Here is a 19,285-nt window from a genome sequence, read left to right as displayed (position 1 = left end):
CGACCGGAGAGGGGATACACGTGATTATGAGTCAATTGGACTTGAAAGAAGCCATTACCAAGGGCGCTACTTCGCTCGGAATAGAATTCGGATCAACGCGGATTAAAGCGGTGTTGATTGACGAGCGTTTTGAGACCATCGCTTCAGGTAGTTATGAATGGGAGAACCTCCTGAAAGATGGATATTGGACGTACAACCAGGAGGATATCATCACAGGTCTGCAAACGGCTTATCGTGAGATGAAGCAAGATGTGGAACAGAAATACGGAATCACGCTGCGCACGGTCGGGTCTGTCGGATTCTCGGCCATGATGCACGGATATATCGCTTTGGATAGCGCTGGTGAACTGTTGGTACCTTTCCGCACCTGGCGTAACGCTACGACGGGGGTAGCTGCAAGAGAGCTAACGGAACTTCTGCAATTCAATATTCCGGAACGCTGGAGCATTGCCCACTTGTACCAAGCGATTTTGAACGAAGAGGCGCATGTGCCACAGATCGATCACCTGACAACTTTGGCTGGATACATCCACTGGTTGCTGACGGGCAATAAGGCGATTGGGATCGGCGATGCTTCAGGGATTTTCCCAATTGACGAGTCTACACATAACTACCACCCATCCATGATCCAACAGTTCAACGAACAGGTCGCAGGCAAAGGTTATCCGTGGAAAGTCGAGGACCTTCTGCCCAAGGTATATCTCGCTGGTGAAAATGCAGGTGCATTGACGGAAGCGGGAGCCAAGCTGCTCGACCCTTCGCAAGATCTGCAAGCAGGCATTCCGCTCTGCCCGCCAGAAGGCGATGCCGGAACGGGTATGGTGGCAACAAATAGCGTGAGAAAACGTACGGGGAACATCTCCGTCGGCACATCCGTATTTGCGATGATCGTACTGGAGAAGGAATTATCCAAAGTGTATCCCGAGATCGATATGGTCACCACGCCGGATGGTAGCCCAGTAGGGATGGTGCATGCCAACAACTGTTCCAGTGATATCAACGCATGGATTGGATTGTTCCGTGAATTCTCTCAAGCGATGGGATATGAAGTGGACAACGGAAAGTTGTTTAGCATGTTGTTTAACAAGGCTTTGGAGGCAGACCCTGATGGTGGTGGCTTGCTCAGCTACGGTTATTACTCAGGTGAGAACATTACGGGACTTGAGAAAGGCCGTCCATTGTTCGTCCGCTCCCCGGAAAGCAACTTCAGTCTGGCAAACTTCATGCGGACACATCTGTTCAGTGCCTTCGGTGCACTCAAGCTGGGTATGGACATTTTGACGGAGGAAGAGAATGTGGCGATTGACAGCATTTTGGCTCACGGTGGTCTGTTCAAGACCCCTGTCGTCGGACAACGGATTGTAGCTGCTGCGATGAACGTACCGGTATCGGTGATGTCTACCGCTGGTGAAGGCGGGGCATGGGGCATGGCACTTCTGGCTTCGTACATGATCAACAAGGATGAAGAGGAGAGCCTGGATGTGTTCCTAGAGCAGAAAGTCTTTAACGATGTTGAGGGAGTCGAAGTGGCGCCGGATGCATCGGATGTGAAAGGGTTTGAAGCATTTATCGAACGCTATCGGAGTGGACTTGCGATTGAGCAATCAGCCGTGGATCATCTGGTAGAGAACGGGAGGGAATAACATGTTAGAACAACTGAAAGAAGAGGTATTCCAGGCGAATCTGGAACTGCCAAAGCACGGACTTGTAAAATTCACTTGGGGTAACGTCAGCGCAATCGATCGGGAAAGCGGTCTGTTCGTGATCAAACCAAGTGGCGTCAGCTACGATACGATGAAAGCAAGTGACATGGTTGTGGTCGATCTGGACGGTAACGTGGTGGAGGGTGAGATGAGACCTTCCTCGGATACCGCAACACACGCCGTACTATATAAGCATTACTCGGAGATTGGCGGCATCGTGCACACGCATTCAACATGGGCGACCATCTGGGCGCAAGCCGGACTGGACGTACCTGTTATGGGAACAACGCATGCGGACACGTTCTATGGGGCGGTGCCTTGTGCACGTTTCCTGAACCAGGACGAGGTTGATCGTGGATACGAAGCAGAGACAGGACGCGTCATTATTGAAACGTTTGAACAGCGTGGGATTGATGTTATGGCTGTTCCAGCAGTATTGCTTCATGGGCATGCGCCGTTTACGTGGGGGAAAGATGCCAAGTCTGCGGTGGTGAACAGTGTCGTGCTGGAGGAAGTGTGCAAAATGAACCTGTACGCGCGGCAATTGAATAACTTCGCGAAGGAACTGCCACAAGGCATTTTGGATAAACACTATCTGCGAAAACACGGAAAAGACGCGTATTACGGACAGAAGTAATTAGGTTATGTAGCGATCGGTTGATAATAATTCAAGCGAATAGGTTGTTTGTTACTACTACCAATGAAGTTGTATCAAACTTTTACACGATAACGGAGAGTGCAGAACCAATCTGTAGAAGCGAAGCTAAAAGCTTTCTGCAAGAAAGCTACTTCGGAAGGATGTACTGCGCCTTTATAACCGGATATCATCCTTATTAAAATTGATCAAAGAAATCCGGGGATAACCAGCGATCGGAAGATGGTACTGCAATCGCAGTGTTCTAGTGTAAACCCAAATGTTCAACTATAAAATAATGAAATGAGGATGATTATATGTCAGCAGCAAAAGAATTCTGGTTTGTGGTCGGTTCACAGCACTTGTACGGAGAAGAAGCACTGGGTGAAGTAAAAGCCAACGCACAGAAAATTACGGATGCCCTTAATGCAAGCGGCGTACTGCCGTACCCGCTCGTATTGCAGGATCTGGCGGTAAGCGCAGATAAAATCACGAGCACGATGAAAGAAGTCAATTACCGTGACGAAGTAGCAGGTGTGATCACATGGATGCATACGTTTTCCCCAGCGAAAATGTGGATTCGTGGTACAAAATTGCTACAAAAACCTTTGCTGCACTTGGCAACCCAATTCAACGAAAGCATTCCTTGGGCAACCATCGATATGGACTTCATGAACTTGAACCAAGCGGCACACGGTGACCGCGAATATGGCTTCATTAATGCCCGTCTGAGAAAACAAAATAAAATCGTTGTTGGCTACTGGGAGCGCCCAGAAGTGCAACAGCAGGTCGCAGACTGGATGGACGTAGCGGTAGCTTATAATGAAAGCTTTAACATCAAAGTAGCGCGCTTCGGCGATAACATGCGCAACGTGGGCGTAACCGAAGGTGATAAAGTGGAAGCACAGATCCAATTCGGATGGACGGTTGATTACTTTGGCATTGGCGACCTCGTGCAATACGTGAACGCTGTAACAGAGCAGGAAATCGATGATTTGATCGCTCAGTATGGAGACCTCTACGAATTCGATTACGGCACGAACAGCAAGGAAGCTTGGGAAGCCAGCGTACGTGTGCAAGCGAGCTATGAGATTGCGATCAAACGTTTCCTGGACGAAGGTGGATATAGTGCCTTCACTACGAACTTCGAGGATCTGCATGGCATGAAACAACTTCCGGGCTTGGCAGTGCAACGCCTGATGGCTCAAGGGTACGGATTTGCCGGTGAGGGTGACTGGAAAACGGCTGCGCTGGATCGCTTGCTGAAAATCATGGCCCATAACGAGAACACAGGCTTCATGGAAGATTACACATACGAGATGGCTGCCGGACAGGAAGCTATTCTGCAATCTCACATGCTTGAAGTAGATCCGACACTTGCCAGCACGAAACCAAGAATCATCGTGTCCCCACTGGGCATTGGTGATCGTGAAGATCCGGCACGTCTCGTATTCGATGGTAAAGCAGGCGAAGGTGTCGTGGTATCCATGGCAGACTTCGGTACACATTACAAACTGCTGATCAACGAAGTATCTGCTTTTGAACCAACCGTTCCAGCACCTAATCTGCCAGTAGCACGTGTTCTGTGGAGCGTGAAGCCGAACTTCCAAGATGGAGTGAAGGCATGGATCGAAAATGGTGGTGGTCACCATACGGTTGTATCCTTGAACCTGACGACAGATCAGATCGTGACGTATGCGAAGCTGGTGAATCTGGAGTACGTTATTATTAAGTAAAAGTTGAGTGGCAGCTACTGCCTGAACTCAACCAATTTTTTTCTCTGTGGCCGGGGGTTAACCCTCGGCCCTTTGTTTGTTATGCTGAGAAGCATGATGTGAAGCTGAGCAAGGATTTGCTTTTTCATCGAAAAGGGATAAGAAATGAAGGAGGAAGGACATGTATACAAAAGAAAGCTTGATGCAGCAACTAGAGCAGCTTGGTGTGGATAGGCAAGGCACGGTGCTCATTCACTCTTCCATGAAAAGTATAGGCGAGGTTGAAGGTGGAGCAGACACAGTGTTGGATGCCTTTAGCGACTATATGAAAGAGGGATTGTTGGTGCTTCCCACTCATACGTGGTCTACCATTAATGCGGATAACCCAGTGTTCCACGTGGAAAATTCTACCTGTTGCGTGGGCATTCTGCCTGAACTTTTTCGTAAACGTCCGGGCGTAGTTCGTTCGTGGCACCCTACGCATTCGGTATCGGCACTGGGAAGGGATGCAGAGGCATTTACGAAGGATGATCATCTCTTCGATACACCGTGTGCGAGAGGTTCAGCATGGGGGAAACTTCTTGATCGGAAAGCGACGATCTTGTTAGTAGGCGTTGATTTGAAGCGGAATACATTTATCCACGGGGTCGAAGAGTGGGTGGACATCCCTGGCAGAATGACGGACGAGCATGAGATGCTGTATACGGTTTTACCGGATGGAAGTCAGATTTCAGTACCATCCCGCAGACATTGTGGGTTGCCATGGTCGGAGCATTTCTGGAAAGTAGACGAGGTATTGGTTCGCGAAGGTGCGATGCGTACAGGAAAGCTCAGCGATGCGGTCGTAAGAGTGTGTGATGCGGCTAAGACAGCAGAGGTAATTACGGAGATGCTCAAGCATAACCCCGATCTATTCACGGACAATCTCCCTCTACATGCAGTAACCGAATGATACAAGGGCCGTCCGGTAGCCGGATGGCTCGATATCGACCACTTGATGATAGCTGAATAACTCCCGAGCAGATGATCTCCTCTCCTGTTTGTACTCTAAACCTTCAAAAGCATTCATAAATATCAGAAATAGATCAGCATTTCGATCAGAGGTTGGTCGGACTTCCAGTGTATGGGCTACTCACCCTTATGGTGGTGTGATAAGATATGGTTAAATTAACCAATAAGTTTGGCGTAGCAGAATTGTATAGGTGTTTATTGAAGTTATATATAAGTATCACATAGAATCATGAACAACCACGTTGTCATTGTAGCATCTAAGAAGGAGAAGATTCGTGAACCCTTTAGTATGGTATGATCTCTTTTTATTTGTCCTATTGTTTGGTGTAGGTGTATATGTGTTTGCTACGGTTAGAATTACGAACTTACATAAAGTGTACTTTTTGTTTCACGGGTTGATGATGCTCTGGCCTTTCTGTCAATTTGCGAGTACGCTCACGGATGATTCCGGTCTGCAATTGTTCTACGTTACCTTATCTTTCGTTGCGGTCTCCTTGCTTGGGAGCGGGTGGCTTCTACTGACGATCTTTATTACCGGTTATTCAGAGCGTCTGAGTGCAAAAGGAACCTTCTTGCTATTTGTCCCTGCGGTGATCGGGGCTATAGGTGTGGTCGCTAATCCATGGAACGAGTTCGTCATTCCACTGGAGGGCGGGTACATCGAGCGGGATTACGGCCTTTGGTTCTGGGTTGTGATGACTATTCTGGTGAGCTATTTCTTGACTTCTCTCGTGGTTCTATTCCGGGCGGTGTATTCTTCGAAGACGTCTGCCATGATCAAAAAACAGGTGAGAATCACCCTGTTGGGTATCTTGGTGTTGGCTGTGTTTGCAACAATTGATGCGATTCTGAATGTCGTTCTAGCCCGTTGGTTGCCGATCATTCCTGGCATGACTTCGCTGGGGATCTTTCTATCGAACCTGTTCTTTGTCTATGTGATCAAAAGATACAATGTGTTCGATCTGGTCTCCATCGCCCATGAGGATGTAATCAATACCATTCCATATGGCATCCTGGTACTGGATGAGAATGAAGTCATTGTTGAAGCGAACAAAGCCTCTCGATCCTTTATGGATCTGCATGTGGGGGATTCTTTTGATATGGAAGCCTTTCTGGAGTCTGTTCATGTTGTGGGCAGCTGCCGGGAGTTCGTGAATCACTATAAGAAAAAAGAAAATACCCTCTCTCACATTGAAGTGATCGTGGAGCGGGACAACAATATCCGGCACTATATCCTGCAATCGTCTCCGATTGTGGATTCGGCTCTTGTGCCGATCGGTCATATTCTCACGTTCCAGGACGTCTCGCAGGAGCGTTTCTACGTGAAAGAGATGAATCGCCAGAACGTAACGCTTCAGGAGCGAAATCAGGCGCTGGACCTGATCCGTCAGGAGTTATCCGAGGCCAATCGCAAACTGGAGGAACTCGCGCTGACGGACAGTTTAACCAACTGTTACAACCGTCGTTATCTGACCCAACATCTGAATCACGAGGTCATTACCAATATTCAATACAAAACACCATTTTCACTCCTGTTGCTCGATATCGACTACTTCAAAGCCATCAATGATCGTTATGGACATGTCATCGGGGATGAAGTGCTCGTTCGCACGGCGGAGGCGGTCAAACAATCGATTCGCAGTACCGATATCCTGACGCGTTATGGCGGGGAAGAGTTCATGATCTACCTTCCGCATACGGAGCATGACTTGGCGAACCAAATCGCAGAGCGCGTGAGAACAGCTGTGGAGTCTAACAACATTATGGTGGATCACGAAATTATGCAGGTGTCGATTACGATTAGTATTGGGATTCTTTCCTTTGAGGACTTTGAAGTTGTGCATGTGCCAGACAATCCGGAGGGGTATTTGACTCAGTTATTCGCTGCGGTGGATAAGGCGTTGTATCAGGCGAAGCAGAATGGGCGGAACAGAGTGGAGTTTGCTGAGTTTGAGCGGGAAGTTATTTGAGTTATAAGGATTGAGATATATACTCTCTCCCTCTTGAGTTGGCGAACGAAGCATAGTAATTAATTTGTTTTAGGAGTGAGATGAATGGCGCTTAATGATTTCCAAAGGTTTAACATACACGAAATAGAGAATGTTATGAGGAAAGGTAATAAGAAATTTATTAGATTTCTAGATGAAGTGTATGAGTTAAAAGGGATCAAGTATTTATTAACAACTATAAAATCTTCAGGGCTATACTTAAATTTATATAATAATGATAAGCAAAATCAGTTAATTAAAGAAGTTACTGAGCATCTGAGGAAGAGGTTGAATAATCATGAATTTGAACAATTAAATAAATTAATAGATGAAGCAAATAAACTGTATAAATTAGTAGTTCAGTTTAATGAAAAGAAAGATGAATATTTTAATCGATTTGTTGAGCTTAATCCTAACAATATGGTCAGTTCATATGTGTTATCTCTAGAAAGGTTTTTAAGCTCATTGCATAGTGAGCAATTTGATTCTGAAATTTGGAGAACAAGAGTAGGTTTATTTGATTCAGCAGTAGAGTCTACAGGTATGATTCTAAAAAGTTTTATGTATAACAATATTGATTTTTGTCGTCATAATAACAATATTTCAGATTCGTTATTAGACATATCTAACAAGCACATTGATTTTAGCATTTTCTGGGTTGAGATTGATAATATCATTAATCTATGGAAGTACTCTTCTGTTAAGATTGATGAATATTCTGAACTTGAAATCTTTAAAGTAAATATTGAAGACAAGGAATTTCAATTGAATAATATAGTATCTAACGCCAGATATATAAATTTAAAGGACAGTTGGGAATTTTCAATTTTAGGAGAGTTAGTTTCTAAATATGAATTAAATGATATAAAAGCCAAAGAAGAGCTTTTAAAAGAACAAAAAAATAAAATAACGTATTTAGTATCTGGTTTATTATTTGGAACAGTTACTCTCGAAGAAACTGTTGATAATGTAAAACTTCATAGATGGTTATCGGCATATCAACTTTTGGTAGAAGAGTGCCAAAGATTTCTAAAAAAACGAAACGAAGAAAAGTATAGTTTAAAGGAGTACTGTTTAAGTAAAACTAAAAAACAATGGAAAGAATTTTTTACAAGACATGGTCTCAATAAATCTGAATTCAGCGTAATTTTTGAAGGATTCATTTTCAGTAAAAATTCACAGGATATCACAGATACCCCTTTTATAAAGTTTGATGACTTATTTGTTGTAGTACCTTCTTTATTAGTAAACAGTGATATTCCTCGTGCATTGGCATCTAACTTCCTTAATAGGAAGTTAGAATTATCATTTAGAGGAACTGGATTTGAAGAACGAACTAAAGTAGGTTTAAAGATGAGGAATATCAAAACAGGGTCCTTATATAAAAGAGATAATGAGACAGAATACCAATGTGATGTAGTATTTAAAATAGGTTCAGATGTGTTCTTTGTTGAATGTAAGTCCCACGTGCAACCCTACACTACAAGACAACATGCAAATCATTTATACAAATTGTATGAAGAAACATCTCAAATAAATAGAATTGCAGATTATTTTGTGGAACATTTAGATTATGTAAAAGATCAATTGAAAATAAACGATAATGAACAAATATTAAACACACATAGATTAATAATTACAACTTCAATGGTAGGAGCACCATTATATATAAATGGTGTGTATATTGTAGATGAATCTTCGTTTAATACATTCATTAGTAGGAGTAAGCCATCAATGAAATTATTGAATAAGGATAAATTTAGTGAAATTAACTCAAACAAGTATGAAATATATAATGGTGAAATTACTACTGGGAAGATACTTGAGTTTTTGAAAAATCCTCCTCAAGTAGAGATAATGGAAGAATTTATATCTGAACAAACAATTGAATTAGGGAATATCATTTTGACCAGACTTTTCCAAGTTCAAAGTACAATGCATATAGGACAAGAAATTGATAAGTTCACTGCAGATTTAGCAGAAAGACATTATGTTAATTCAACTGAACTAAATGAGTTATATAATAATGAAAATTAACAGGAAGTATCGTCTTGAATTTAATAAAATCTACTCATATAAAAAACTATTAGAACCCTCTGTACTAATTCAGAGGGTTCTAATAGTTTACATATCGCTTTCAATTCAGATAAAAGAAGCCTTGAATTAGGGTTGTGTATTTTGTGATTAAATTATTAAAATCCGATATTTGTGTAATATGAGAGGTTGCACATTCATTTTTGATTTCTAATTCTCTTTCTGTTTTGAATCGAGTTTTTTTCTGAAGAAATGAGATATCCTAAGTTTGCCGCTATGTAACCAATTACTCCAAACTCGATTATTTTTGAGGTTATAATTTGTGAAATCTGAATTGTCCTTAATAAACCAGTACTGTTAACCTGATGTTGAAAAGTAACAAAAACACCTGTCAGGGGTAGAGAAAAATTTATCGAAAAAGTATAGAAAAAGGCATCAAAAGTATCCATAATGTATTCTTGATCAGATGTAATAGCCCAGATATTATACAAAAGTGAAAACATCATACTTGGCATTATCAAGAATAAAATTAAGAACATTATTTGTAGTGTAACATTCGCTTGTAAGCCTATCTTTGACCAAGGGTTGGGGTTCTTAATGAAACTAATAGCCCATCTAGAAAAAAGGTAAATAATATAAATTATTAATAGTGTTATTTGAAGAATACTCAATAGGAATATAATATACCCTATTAGTTGTCCATTCTGTATTAGCCAATAATTCAATAAAACTCCTTTTGATATTAGGTAAAGCCCGATCACAGCGGATACTAAGTAGAATAGCGTCCAAATTAGAACTTCTTCTTTATAACTACTAAAATGCTTACCTACTAGGAATAATAAAAATGGAAGTACCAAACCTATTACAATCAATACAATTGAAAATATAAGTTCTAGCATCAGAATACTCCTTATATATTGTTGAAAGTACCTAATTACTAATCTTTTTAAAATTAGTGATGATTTCTCTGTTTATTTTAGTTATAGATAGAAGTTCTTCGACATCCAGAGCTGAAATTAATGTAATGTGTTCATCGAATGCTTTACGATAATCTGTCTCCTCCTCGAATTTAAAGATCTCAACAGCTGGTACCTTGAATGCGTTAATTATTTTCTCCAAAGTCTCAAGTGAAATATTCCGATCTCCCCGTTCAACTCCACCAATATAGCTGTAATGAAGACCTGCTGCTTCCGCCAGTTGTTCCTGAGTCCAGCCTTTTGCCTTTCTTAACTCACGTATTCGGTTTCCTACGTCCTCTGGTAAACTCATTTGATCACCTCCACTTAAGGTTAGAAGAGGTTATAGAATCCTTACAGACTAATATGTGCAAACTGTATTGTTAAATAAAAGTACTTATAAGTACGATTTATGTTGATCTTCTTTTGATTTATCTATACAATTATAAGAAAATGGATAATTAAGGAGGAATCATCCTTGCGAAAATCTATCCTAAAATCACTCAAACCGGACATCATTGTTGAAATGTTGGAGATGGCTGTGGCTTTTGAAAATTGGAGCAAGGTGATGGAGAGGGCGGACATGTTATATCAATGTGTTCAGTCTATCCATGAAGAGCGGCAGGAGTATCGGTCAAAGGGAGTGCCTGCACCACATATACACATCGAGCGGCCCTTGGTCTACTATTACGGGTTCAGCCATTTGATGCGGGGTATGGCTCACCAGAAGATGGGACAGGTAGATCAGGCGAGGGCATGTATCGATCAATATGCAGAACTGGGATGGATGGAGGATCTGGATGAGGTAGGCATGCAGGCGGTGCAGGAGTTCAGGCATAAGGCACAGGTAAATCGGTATGCTCTTGAGATTGAAGCCGGGCAGGTGGAACTGCTGGAGGAGTTTGTGAACTTTTTGCTTGAGCATCCGGAGGAATGGTTGGTAGGTCTGAAAGTGATTACGGAAGCAGCAGTGCGGCATAGATGGCAGATTGATCGGGTTTTATATGTGTTCGAGGATCAGATACAGGGTGTTGGTAGAGAAATGGATTCTTCAAACAACGTTGATATGTACTGTTACTGTTATCAGCGGGCTTTGTATGAACAGTGGATGGGAAGACCACAGGAGGCCGTGGAGTTCATTTTGCAGGCAATTCAGTTAACGGATAAGCTTGGGATGGATCGGTATTTTATAAAGTGCATGGCATTGTTGGAAGTATTGCGGGAAGAGGCGACAGCGGAGCAGATTGGACGATATCGGGTGATGTTGGAGGAAATGAAGTAGGAGAGGTATTTACTGAAACTGGTAGGATATGCCTTGAAGTGGGTATATGCATATAGGACCATAGCACCGATGAGGAGCACAGCTTGTGTTTTTATCATGGTGAAATCAGGATGTTAGCCGGATAGTTTACATATTACACTTCTGCTAACATAGGATAATCCTATTTCGAATGAGCGGAGAAACGTATGAGTACAATCAAAGTTACCCCTGAACAACTACATCACGTATCAAATCAGGTGGATCAAGCCAGACAACAGTTGGAGAGTATACGAAGTGATCTGACGAGACAGATCATGTTCGTTCAGATGATGTGGATGGGCGCGACGCAGGAGCGATTTTACTATGAGTTCGAGCAGTCACGACCTATACTGGATAAAGCGCTGGAGAGTATGGTGAATACATCCAAGGAATTGAAGGATATCGCCACGCGTTTCCAAGATGCAGATGCTCAAAAGGTAAGTCTGGGTGGTGCGTTTGGAGCAGTCGGTGCCGCAGCTATGATGACCAAATCATCAGGTGATTCAGGTTCGGGTGATAAGGGCTATCGGATGGCTCAAATCAATATGTTCGGTAAGTGGGTATGGATGCCTGTCAACGAGAATGGTGTTGCGGATCAGGCTGCTCTTCAGGCTTATCAGAGGGATCAGGGAAATCTAGACTTTAATCGCATGCAAGCTGTGAACGTTGAACCGCCTGGGGAAGATATTTTTGCGTTACAGATCAAGGCATTTGAGATGGGCATTCATCCTACGACGGGAGAGCCTGTATCAGATAAGTATGCTCAGATGATGGTGACCTCTCTGAAGTTTAGTCAGATATTCATGGCGATTCAGATGGTTCGAGGAAGTATGCCGGGACGTTCAGGACCGTTTAAAACTTCGTCAACTGGCTTGGCATCTAAGATTCAGAATAATATAAAGAAGACTGAATCCAGAGTTGAGAATACTCAGACCGATAACAGCTTGGGAGCGACTCCAAAAACTATTATCAATTCAGAAATGGAATCTAAAATATTGGAAGGGCAGCGAAAAGTCCCAAAAAATAGTTTGATAGGTGGACACTCACCCAATATAAACAATAGCAACAATAGTTATGCTGTAGAAGTAGTAAGAAGTAATCCGGATGGAACTAAGTATGTTCTCTTTACTAAACAATTCGAAGATGGAAATATTTCTAAACTTAAGCATAGTACTTTGTTTCCAAATTGGTGGAGTGAAGATAAGATTATTGGAAGTATAAAAGATGTTGGAGATACGCCCGCCATATCATCAAGAATAAGAGATAGGGCTACGTGGCATCGTGAGAAGGTTGATGGTGTAGAAGTTGATGTAATTAAAAATGGGGATGAAGTTAGTAGCGCCTATCCTACAGGTGATGTAAACGCACCCCAACCAGCAGGTTTCTAACTTATAAAATGAAAGGTAACTATAAAATATGTACAAACAATTAGATAATCTTTTATCAGCTGTGACCACAGTTGATTCCTGGTATGATGACGGTTGTATTATAGCAGCAGAAATATTGGAGGATTTCGGACAAAGTGATTGGGATCAGTTAACCATTGAGGTGTTGAATAAACCACTGTACTGGAAGAAAAAGCTGGCTTACTGTCTAGATAGTACACAGCACACACAAGAATTTGAAATCCTGCTTTCTCTACTTTCTGTTGAAGACAGCGAGTTGTTTGAAATATGTATAGATACATTAAGAAGTTACACATCTACTGAACATAAGCAACGAATTATAAATCATCCAATGATATTAGATCGTGTGCATAATGCAATTTCAGGAGCAGGCACTGCCAGCCAAAAAATATTAGAGGAATTTCTTAAGGGGTTAAAATAGATGAAATAGGTAGAATGAAAAAATTCACCATCAAACGATAACGCAGTTGTTAGGGCTGCGTTATTTAGTCGTTACTTTGTACGTAACTCTTAGAGGAATGAGAGCATGGATTTTGATATCGTAGAGATAAAGGACTACTATGACACGGAAATAATTAATTATGACTTTACTATTCTAAAAGATTTGGGCATAAGTGAAGAGAATGCTCATTTTTTAATCGACATAGGAGTTCCAGAACAATATGATGATTTTTCCTTTTATGAATCTGAAGCTTTCCAAGTGAAAGTTTTTGAAAGAGAGGAATATATTCAGATTGGTCACTTCGCAAGTTATGGTATGCGTGACTCGTATGGTCTCTATCTAAAACAAGGGAGCGATATGTTTTTCACAACATCATCACTGGATAACTCCAACGTATATATGCTCAATAAGAATTTGGGAACCTTCTTTTTGTTTCATCTAATTAGAAGTGAACTGGCAACTAAAATGAGACTGGAAGGTACATATACCTCAGATGAGTATGCTAGAGCACTTCGTGGTTATTTTGAGAAGATTGATCCGATAGCAATGAATAATGTCGAAGGTTACTGGTCACATATGCTGGAAGACTACGAAACTGGATTGTAACTTTTCGAGAAACCCTGCATGGTTCTACATCTAAACAATCGCGGATCGCAAAGGAAATAAACCATAATAAAGCCCTCATATGTAACAAAAAACATGAAGAATCCGCTCTCATCCGAGAGTCGGATTCTTTCTCGTTCTAACACTAACATAACTCTTGTCAAAACGTAATCATTACGATATGATAATACTCATTGTTTAGATCATAATGATTACGATTAAGAGAGAGGGGCATTACCTTGAATAAAAAAACGCCACTGCTAGCGCTGGTCTCCTTGGCCTTGAGCGCTGGACTGTTGAGCGCCTGCGGATCATCTGAGTCCAGTCCCGCTGCGCAACCATCCACCGATAATAAAAATGTTCACTTCCTATATAACTTCTCCACCAGTTCGCTAGATCCACATGTGGATTCCAGCTATGTGCCGCTGCGCGCGGGCATTACGGAAACGCTGGTTCGTCTCGATGAAGAGAACTTGACGGTTGCTCCATGGCTCGCCGAGAGCTGGGAGAGCGAAGATGGGCAGCATTGGACGATCGACCTGCGAGATGATGTGACATTCCAGAACGGCAAGCCAATGACGGGTGAATCCGTTAAGGCATCCCTTGAGCGGGCACTGGAAGAGAATGTAGCCATCCAGAACGCGCTGAAGATTGATACGATTGAAGCCGAGGGCGACAAATTGGAGATCACTACAACTCAGCCGTTCCCGGAGTTCGCTTCGGAACTGGTGAACCCCAACACGGCGATTATCGACGTGAGTGAGCCGGACATTGTGAACAAGCCCATTGGTACGGGCCCGTTCAAACTGACCTCTTTTACCCCAGGCAGCAAGCTGCAACTGGATCGCTATGATGAATATTGGGATGGAGCATCGCCTCTGGATTCCATCACGTTCTCATTCAATGAAGATGCCAATGCCCGTACACTAGCGCTCAAATCTGGGCAGGTAGATATCGTATACCGTCCGGAAGTCGAAAGCCTCGAATCGCTCAAAGCGATGGACGGCATGAAGGTTGAGTCCACATCGACATTCCGCGTGCATCAGCTAACGATGAACATGCAGCGGGAGAGTATGAAGGACCTTAATGTTCGTCGTGCGCTGGACGCGCTGATTGATCGTCAGGGTATCGTGGACACGATCCTGCTCGGCTATGGCGAAGCAGCCATCGGGCCGTTCCTGCCATCGCTGCCATTTGCACCAACCTATACGGATACAGCAACGGAATCCGGAGCTGATGTCGCTGTAAAATATCTCAACGAAGCAGGGTACACGCAGCAAAACGGCGTGATGACCAAGGATGGCAAACCATTGCAGCTGACGTTGCTGACATATTCAGCTCGTGCCGATCTACCACTGATCGCTCAAGTGTTCCAGTCTGATGCGAAGAAGATCGGTATCGACGTACAGATTCGTCAGATTGACACGCCAGAAGATTATATGGCGTCTAATCGCGACTGGGATATTGCAACGTACAGTAATTTGACGGCCCCTCGTGGAGATGCTGGTTATTACCTGAATGCAACATACCATCCGAAGGGTGCCCTTAATTTCAGCGGATCGGAAGATCCAGAGCTGACCAAGATCATCGACGAACTGAATCTCACAGTTGCACCGGAGAAGCGCGCAGAGCTTGCCGAGAAGGCAGCCAACTATGTGCATGATAACGTACTGAATTCATTCGTGCTGCATCCAGGTACGATCGTTGCCTACAACGGCAAGAAGATCAAGAACTGGGTTACCACTCGCAGTGAATATTACATGATTACCAATAAGCTGGATGTGATGTAATGTTTCGCATTTTGCTTCGGAAGTTCCTTGAAGTATTTATCTTTCTGTTGTTCATTATGTTTGTGAGCTTCCTGTTCATTCGTCTGGCTCCGGGTGATCCCGTGCTGACGATCCTGAATGTGGACGAACTGTCTGTTAGTCAGGAGCAGGTCGAAGCTGTACGCGAGGAGATGGGATTCAATGATTCGCTTCCTGTCCAGTTCGGCAACTGGTTGCTCGATTTTGTTCGTCTCGACTTCGGCGTATCGTATTCAACAGGCCAGCCAGTTATGCAGACCCTGCTGCGTGCGCTGCCTGCTACGGCTGAACTGACGATTGGCGCACTGCTGGTCATGCTTGTTATAGCTATCCCGCTCGGCTCGCTATCTGCACTCCATCGTGGCAGTTGGATTGACCGCGGCAGCCGGATGCTCTCCATTGTGGGTGCGGCGGTGCCAAGTTTCTGGCTGGGTCTAATCCTGATCGACATGTTCGGCGTACGCTTCGGCAATCTGCCAACCATGGGCCGGGATGGATTCACCTCGCTTATTCTGCCATCTCTGACGCTGGGACTTGCCATCTCCAGCGTTTATGTGCGTCTTTTGCGTTCCAGCCTGCTAGATTCTCTTAGCCAGGAGTTCGTTCGATCCGCCCGGGCAAGAGGGTTATCCGAAGGCCGGATCTTCATGCTTCACGCCTTCCGGCACAGTCTGCCGCCTGTCATTACAGTATTCGGCGTCAGTCTCGGTAGCCTGATTGGCGGAGTTGTTGTAATTGAAGTGTTGTTCGCTTATCCGGGTATTGGCAAGCTTGTCGTCGACGCCATCCGCCAGCGTGATTATCCACTGATTCAGGGTTACATTCTGATCATGGCCATCGTGGTATTCCTCGTGAATACGGCGGTTGATCTGTCGTACCGTTATTTGAATCCCGAAATGAAACTCAAGGAAAAGGAGGCCCACCGATGAAAACCATACCCCTACCCATTCCAACTACAAAATCTAAAAAACATAGCTGGCAGGCGATCATTGGTCTGCTATTTGCCCTGCTGGTCATCGCGGCCTCCTTGTATGCCTTTTTAGTTCTGAAGCATGATCATACCTTAACCGATCTGCGCGGACGATTGCAGGGTGCAAGTGCTCTCCATCCGTTCGGCACCGACCATCTGGGCCGCGATGTACTGACACGTCTGTTGCTTGGTGGCGGCCAAACGCTTGGTTATAGCTTGCTGGCACTCGGTGCTGCACTGCTGATCGGTATTCCTTTTGGACTGATAGCAGGATACAAACGTGGCTGGGTCGATAAGCTGTTCATGCGCATCGCTGATGCTTTTCTCGCTTTCCCTGATACCATCGTGGCGATTGTGCTAAGTGGCTTGCTTGGCGCGGGAATCGGTAATCTGGTATTGGCGATTGTGATCGTAAAGTGGGTCAGCTATGCGCGTCTCGTTCGAAGTACGGTTTTATCGGAGTCACAAAAGGATTACATTCGGATTGCCCGTACCAACGGATTGTCGGATGGTCGTATCATGAGAAAACATCTGCTTCCACATATCGCAGGCCATGTGCTCGTGCTGGCCAGTCTTGATCTGGGCAAAATCATCCTGCTCATCTCTTCGTTGTCCTACATCGGCCTTGGCGCACAGCCGCCAACACCTGAATGGGGTGCGATGCTGAACGACTCACGGCCTTACTTCCAGTCTCGGCCGGAGCTGATGATCTATCCGGGTCTTGCCATTGTCTCGGTAGTGCTGCTTGCCAACATGCTGGGCGACTATCTAAGAGACCGGTTTGACGTGAAGAAGGAGGTGCAGCCATGATTCTCTCCATTGAGGAACTGAGCATCTCCAGTCGGGATCGTACGATTGTAAATCAAGTCTCTCTGGCTGTTCGCGAAGGCGAGTTCATGGCATTGGTTGGACAGAGTGGTAGTGGCAAAAGCTTGCTCTCGCAAGCGATTGGTCGTCTGCTGCCGCCCAACTTGCATGCGTCGGGGCGAGTCATGTTCGAAGGTAGCAACCTGCTCGAACGGAAGCCAAAGGAGATGCGCGCCCTGCGGGGAAGCCGCATCTCATATATTTTTCAAGACTATCAGGGAGCATTTACGCCCTTTCGCAGCATTGGTGGGCACTTTGATGAATACCAGAAGGTACATGGAGAAAAGTCTTCTGCCATCCGCAAGAAACGAGCGGAGGAAGCGCTGGAATCGGTTGGCCTTGGCGCTGAATTGCTGCGCCGCTATCCGTTCCAGTTGAGCGGTGGACAGCTTCAGCGGGCCTCGATTGCCACCTCGCTGATGCTGTCTCCTCGTCTGCTAATTGCAGACGAGGCAACGACGGCACTCGATAGTGTGTCTGGGCATCGCGTGTTGGAACTGCTGGCACGCAAACAAGCGGAGACGGGATGTGCCATTCTGTTTATCACACATGATTGGCGCCATGTACGTCGCTATGCCAACCGCTTGGCTGTGATGAAGGAAGGGCAGATCGTCGAATCTGGCGGGAAACATCGCATTCTTGACCATCCCCAGCATGAATATACGCGCCAGCTAATTGATGCGGCCCCCGTTCTGAGTCGCTCACTGAAGTCGGGATTGAAGGAGGCAGGAACGGAATGAAGAAAACCACAGATGCTGAACGCCGTGGACTTGTGCAGTCCGAAGAAGAATCTGGTGTGCGAAGCCACGATTTTGTAAAAGAGGTAAACCATGCAGACACAGACAATGCAGTCAAAAATACTACAAATTCAGATCATGCGGATACAGATAATGCCGGTTCAGACAATGCTTCATCGCTCAGCACCCTTGGCAATCCTGTGCTTCACGTGGAACAACTGAGCCGAACGTATGCGGGTGCAGACCGACCGGCTGTGAACGATATTTCCTTCACCCTGAACCACGGCGAATGTCTTGGCCTAGTTGGCGAGAGCGGGTGCGGCAAGAGTACGCTCGCCCGCTGTCTGCTACGGATTGAGGATGCAGATACAGGCTCGATTACACTGGGTGGACAGGATATTGCACGGCTGAGCGGCCGACGGTTGCGACCTCATCGCCGGAAGATTCAGATTGTTTTCCAGAATCCAATGGCTGCACTAAACCCGAAGCTCAAGATTGCTGATTCGCTGATTGATCCGTACGAACAACTTGGACGGAACGCCGAGCTGTCCCACTTTACCTATACGTCGAAGGAGGCTTACGTCCAAAAGTTGCTTGAAGCGGTGGAGCTTCCTAGCGATTTGGCTGGACGTTACCCCCATGAGCTAAGTGGTGGACAGCGTCAGCGCGTCACGATTGCACGTGCTATTGGCATTGAACCGGACGTTGTTGTTCTGGATGAACCAACGGCCAGCCTGGACGTGATCTCGCAAGGAGCAGTTTTGCAGTTGCTCACCGATCTCCGAACGTCGCTTGGTCTGTCATACGTGTTCATCTCGCATGACTTGGCCGCGGTACATCGCATGAGCCAGCGCATCATCGTTATGCGGGAAGGTCAGATCGTTGACCGCTTTGGTGCAGATGCGTTGTTCGCTGAAGAACGCCATCCCTATACAAAGGAATTGATTTCAATCTTCTGAGTACTCCCGGAGACGCCGGGGGTGGTAATCGTTAATTTATATATGAAGCCGCCTTACGAAGAGATTCGAGAGCGGCTTTTAGTGCATCCATTTGATCATCCAAAGTCCCCCTAAAACCGGGTTCCTTTCTTTGTTTTGAACAAATATATCTT

17 protein-coding genes are annotated in these 19,285 nt (G+C 44.7%); 15 read left to right on the top strand and 2 right to left on the bottom strand.

Annotated features, from left to right (window positions below; all coding sequences use genetic code 11):
- The first annotated feature begins 26 nt into the window (after nucleotides 1-26).
- The 6 genes from MKY95_RS32635 to MKY95_RS32610 all read left to right on the top strand — a co-directional run bounded on the left by MKY95_RS32635 (nucleotide 27) and on the right by MKY95_RS32610 (nucleotide 9,088).
- Complete coding sequence (locus MKY95_RS32635; RefSeq protein ID WP_339196199.1) at nucleotides 27-1,643, top strand: FGGY-family carbohydrate kinase; 1,617 nt, start codon at nucleotides 27-29, stop codon at nucleotides 1,641-1,643.
- 1 nt (nucleotide 1,644) lies between these two features.
- Entirely contained in the window at nucleotides 1,645-2,340 is a 696-nt protein-coding gene (locus MKY95_RS32630) for an L-ribulose-5-phosphate 4-epimerase (protein ID WP_036611813.1), read from the top strand.
- A 314-nt stretch (nucleotides 2,341-2,654) separates the two neighbouring features.
- Nucleotides 2,655-4,073 carry an L-arabinose isomerase gene (araA, locus tag MKY95_RS32625; protein ID WP_017691494.1) on the top strand — a complete coding sequence of 473 codons (1,419 nt, stop codon included), beginning with the start codon at nucleotides 2,655-2,657 and terminating at the stop codon, nucleotides 4,071-4,073.
- Nucleotides 4,074-4,233: 160 nt separating this feature from the next.
- A complete protein-coding gene (locus tag MKY95_RS32620; RefSeq protein ID WP_339196197.1) occupies nucleotides 4,234-5,004 on the top strand; it encodes an AAC(3) family N-acetyltransferase in 771 nt (256 codons plus the stop codon).
- Between the two features lie 334 nt (nucleotides 5,005-5,338).
- Nucleotides 5,339-7,033 carry a diguanylate cyclase gene (locus MKY95_RS32615; RefSeq protein WP_339196195.1) on the top strand — a complete coding sequence of 565 codons (1,695 nt, stop codon included), beginning with the start codon at nucleotides 5,339-5,341 and terminating at the stop codon, nucleotides 7,031-7,033.
- 84 nt (nucleotides 7,034-7,117) lie between these two features.
- Nucleotides 7,118-9,088: a hypothetical protein gene (locus MKY95_RS32610; protein WP_339196193.1), complete on the top strand. Its 1,971-nt coding sequence runs from the start codon at nucleotides 7,118-7,120 to the stop codon at nucleotides 9,086-9,088.
- A 194-nt stretch (nucleotides 9,089-9,282) separates the two neighbouring features.
- Here MKY95_RS32610 and MKY95_RS32605 read toward each other — a convergent pair whose 3' ends face one another.
- A complete protein-coding gene (locus tag MKY95_RS32605; protein WP_036671826.1) occupies nucleotides 9,283-9,984 on the bottom strand; it encodes a hypothetical protein in 702 nt (233 codons plus the stop codon).
- A 31-nt stretch (nucleotides 9,985-10,015) separates the two neighbouring features.
- Nucleotides 10,016-10,354, bottom strand: coding sequence for a helix-turn-helix transcriptional regulator (locus MKY95_RS32600; RefSeq protein WP_339196191.1), 339 nt, complete (start codon nucleotides 10,352-10,354; stop codon nucleotides 10,016-10,018).
- Between the two features lie 165 nt (nucleotides 10,355-10,519).
- On the opposite strand from MKY95_RS32600, the gene MKY95_RS32595 reads away from it, so the two are divergent.
- The 9 genes from MKY95_RS32595 (at nucleotide 10,520) to MKY95_RS32555 (ending at nucleotide 19,133) form a co-directional block, all read left to right on the top strand.
- Nucleotides 10,520-11,323 (top strand): DNA-binding protein, encoded by an 804-nt coding sequence (locus MKY95_RS32595; protein ID WP_339196189.1) that lies wholly within the window; start codon nucleotides 10,520-10,522, stop codon nucleotides 11,321-11,323.
- A gap of 185 nt (nucleotides 11,324-11,508) precedes the next feature.
- Nucleotides 11,509-12,729 (top strand): WXG100 family type VII secretion target, encoded by a 1,221-nt coding sequence (locus MKY95_RS32590; protein ID WP_339196187.1) that lies wholly within the window; start codon nucleotides 11,509-11,511, stop codon nucleotides 12,727-12,729.
- A 28-nt stretch (nucleotides 12,730-12,757) separates the two neighbouring features.
- Nucleotides 12,758-13,168 (top strand): hypothetical protein, encoded by a 411-nt coding sequence (locus tag MKY95_RS32585; RefSeq protein WP_036671821.1) that lies wholly within the window; start codon nucleotides 12,758-12,760, stop codon nucleotides 13,166-13,168.
- Nucleotides 13,169-13,273: 105 nt separating this feature from the next.
- A complete protein-coding gene (locus tag MKY95_RS32580; RefSeq protein WP_339196185.1) occupies nucleotides 13,274-13,795 on the top strand; it encodes an SUKH-4 family immunity protein in 522 nt (173 codons plus the stop codon).
- 236 nt (nucleotides 13,796-14,031) lie between these two features.
- Entirely contained in the window at nucleotides 14,032-15,582 is a 1,551-nt protein-coding gene (gene nikA / locus MKY95_RS32575; protein WP_084650330.1) for a nickel ABC transporter substrate-binding protein, read from the top strand.
- Entirely contained in the window at nucleotides 15,582-16,529 is a 948-nt protein-coding gene (gene nikB / locus MKY95_RS32570) for a nickel ABC transporter permease (RefSeq protein ID WP_036671816.1), read from the top strand. The genes nikA and nikB overlap by 1 nt, the downstream gene beginning before the upstream one ends.
- Nucleotides 16,526-17,380 carry a nickel transporter permease gene (nikC, locus tag MKY95_RS32565; RefSeq protein WP_036671814.1) on the top strand — a complete coding sequence of 285 codons (855 nt, stop codon included), beginning with the start codon at nucleotides 16,526-16,528 and terminating at the stop codon, nucleotides 17,378-17,380. Before nikB ends, nikC begins: the two co-directional genes overlap by 4 nt.
- Entirely contained in the window at nucleotides 17,377-18,177 is an 801-nt protein-coding gene (locus tag MKY95_RS32560; RefSeq protein ID WP_339196181.1) for an ABC transporter ATP-binding protein, read from the top strand. Before nikC ends, MKY95_RS32560 begins: the two co-directional genes overlap by 4 nt.
- Entirely contained in the window at nucleotides 18,174-19,133 is a 960-nt protein-coding gene (locus tag MKY95_RS32555; RefSeq protein WP_339196179.1) for a dipeptide/oligopeptide/nickel ABC transporter ATP-binding protein, read from the top strand. Before MKY95_RS32560 ends, MKY95_RS32555 begins: the two co-directional genes overlap by 4 nt.
- Nucleotides 19,134-19,285 lie beyond the last annotated feature (152 nt).

This window comes from Paenibacillus sp. FSL P4-0176, from assembly GCF_037975265.1.
GTDB classification, from domain to species: domain Bacteria; phylum Bacillota; class Bacilli; order Paenibacillales; family Paenibacillaceae; genus Paenibacillus; species Paenibacillus amylolyticus.
The sequence above is the reverse complement of the archived record's forward strand: the minus strand, read 5'-3'. Positions and strand labels throughout refer to the sequence as shown.

Bases quoted from the DNA above. Each gene is read 5' to 3' on its own strand.
- MKY95_RS32635 (WP_339196199.1), top strand. From the start codon at position 27: ATGAGTCAATTGGACTTGAAAGAAGCCATTACCAAGGGCGCTACTTCG.
- MKY95_RS32630 (WP_036611813.1), top strand. From the start codon at position 1,645: ATGTTAGAACAACTGAAAGAAGAGGTATTCCAGGCGAATCTGGAACTG.
- araA (WP_017691494.1), top strand. From the start codon at position 2,655: ATGTCAGCAGCAAAAGAATTCTGGTTTGTGGTCGGTTCACAGCACTTG.
- MKY95_RS32620 (WP_339196197.1), top strand. From the start codon at position 4,234: ATGTATACAAAAGAAAGCTTGATGCAGCAACTAGAGCAGCTTGGTGTG.
- MKY95_RS32610 (WP_339196193.1), top strand. From the start codon at position 7,118: ATGGCGCTTAATGATTTCCAAAGGTTTAACATACACGAAATAGAGAAT.
- MKY95_RS32605 (WP_036671826.1), bottom strand. From the start codon at position 9,984: ATGCTAGAACTTATATTTTCAATTGTATTGATTGTAATAGGTTTGGTA.
- MKY95_RS32600 (WP_339196191.1), bottom strand. From the start codon at position 10,354: ATGAGTTTACCAGAGGACGTAGGAAACCGAATACGTGAGTTAAGAAAG.
- MKY95_RS32590 (WP_339196187.1), top strand. From the start codon at position 11,509: ATGAGTACAATCAAAGTTACCCCTGAACAACTACATCACGTATCAAAT.
- MKY95_RS32585 (WP_036671821.1), top strand. From the start codon at position 12,758: ATGTACAAACAATTAGATAATCTTTTATCAGCTGTGACCACAGTTGAT.
- MKY95_RS32580 (WP_339196185.1), top strand. From the start codon at position 13,274: ATGGATTTTGATATCGTAGAGATAAAGGACTACTATGACACGGAAATA.
- nikB (WP_036671816.1), top strand. From the start codon at position 15,582: ATGTTTCGCATTTTGCTTCGGAAGTTCCTTGAAGTATTTATCTTTCTG.
- nikC (WP_036671814.1), top strand. From the start codon at position 16,526: ATGAAAACCATACCCCTACCCATTCCAACTACAAAATCTAAAAAACAT.
- MKY95_RS32560 (WP_339196181.1), top strand. From the start codon at position 17,377: ATGATTCTCTCCATTGAGGAACTGAGCATCTCCAGTCGGGATCGTACG.
- MKY95_RS32555 (WP_339196179.1), top strand. From the start codon at position 18,174: ATGAAGAAAACCACAGATGCTGAACGCCGTGGACTTGTGCAGTCCGAA.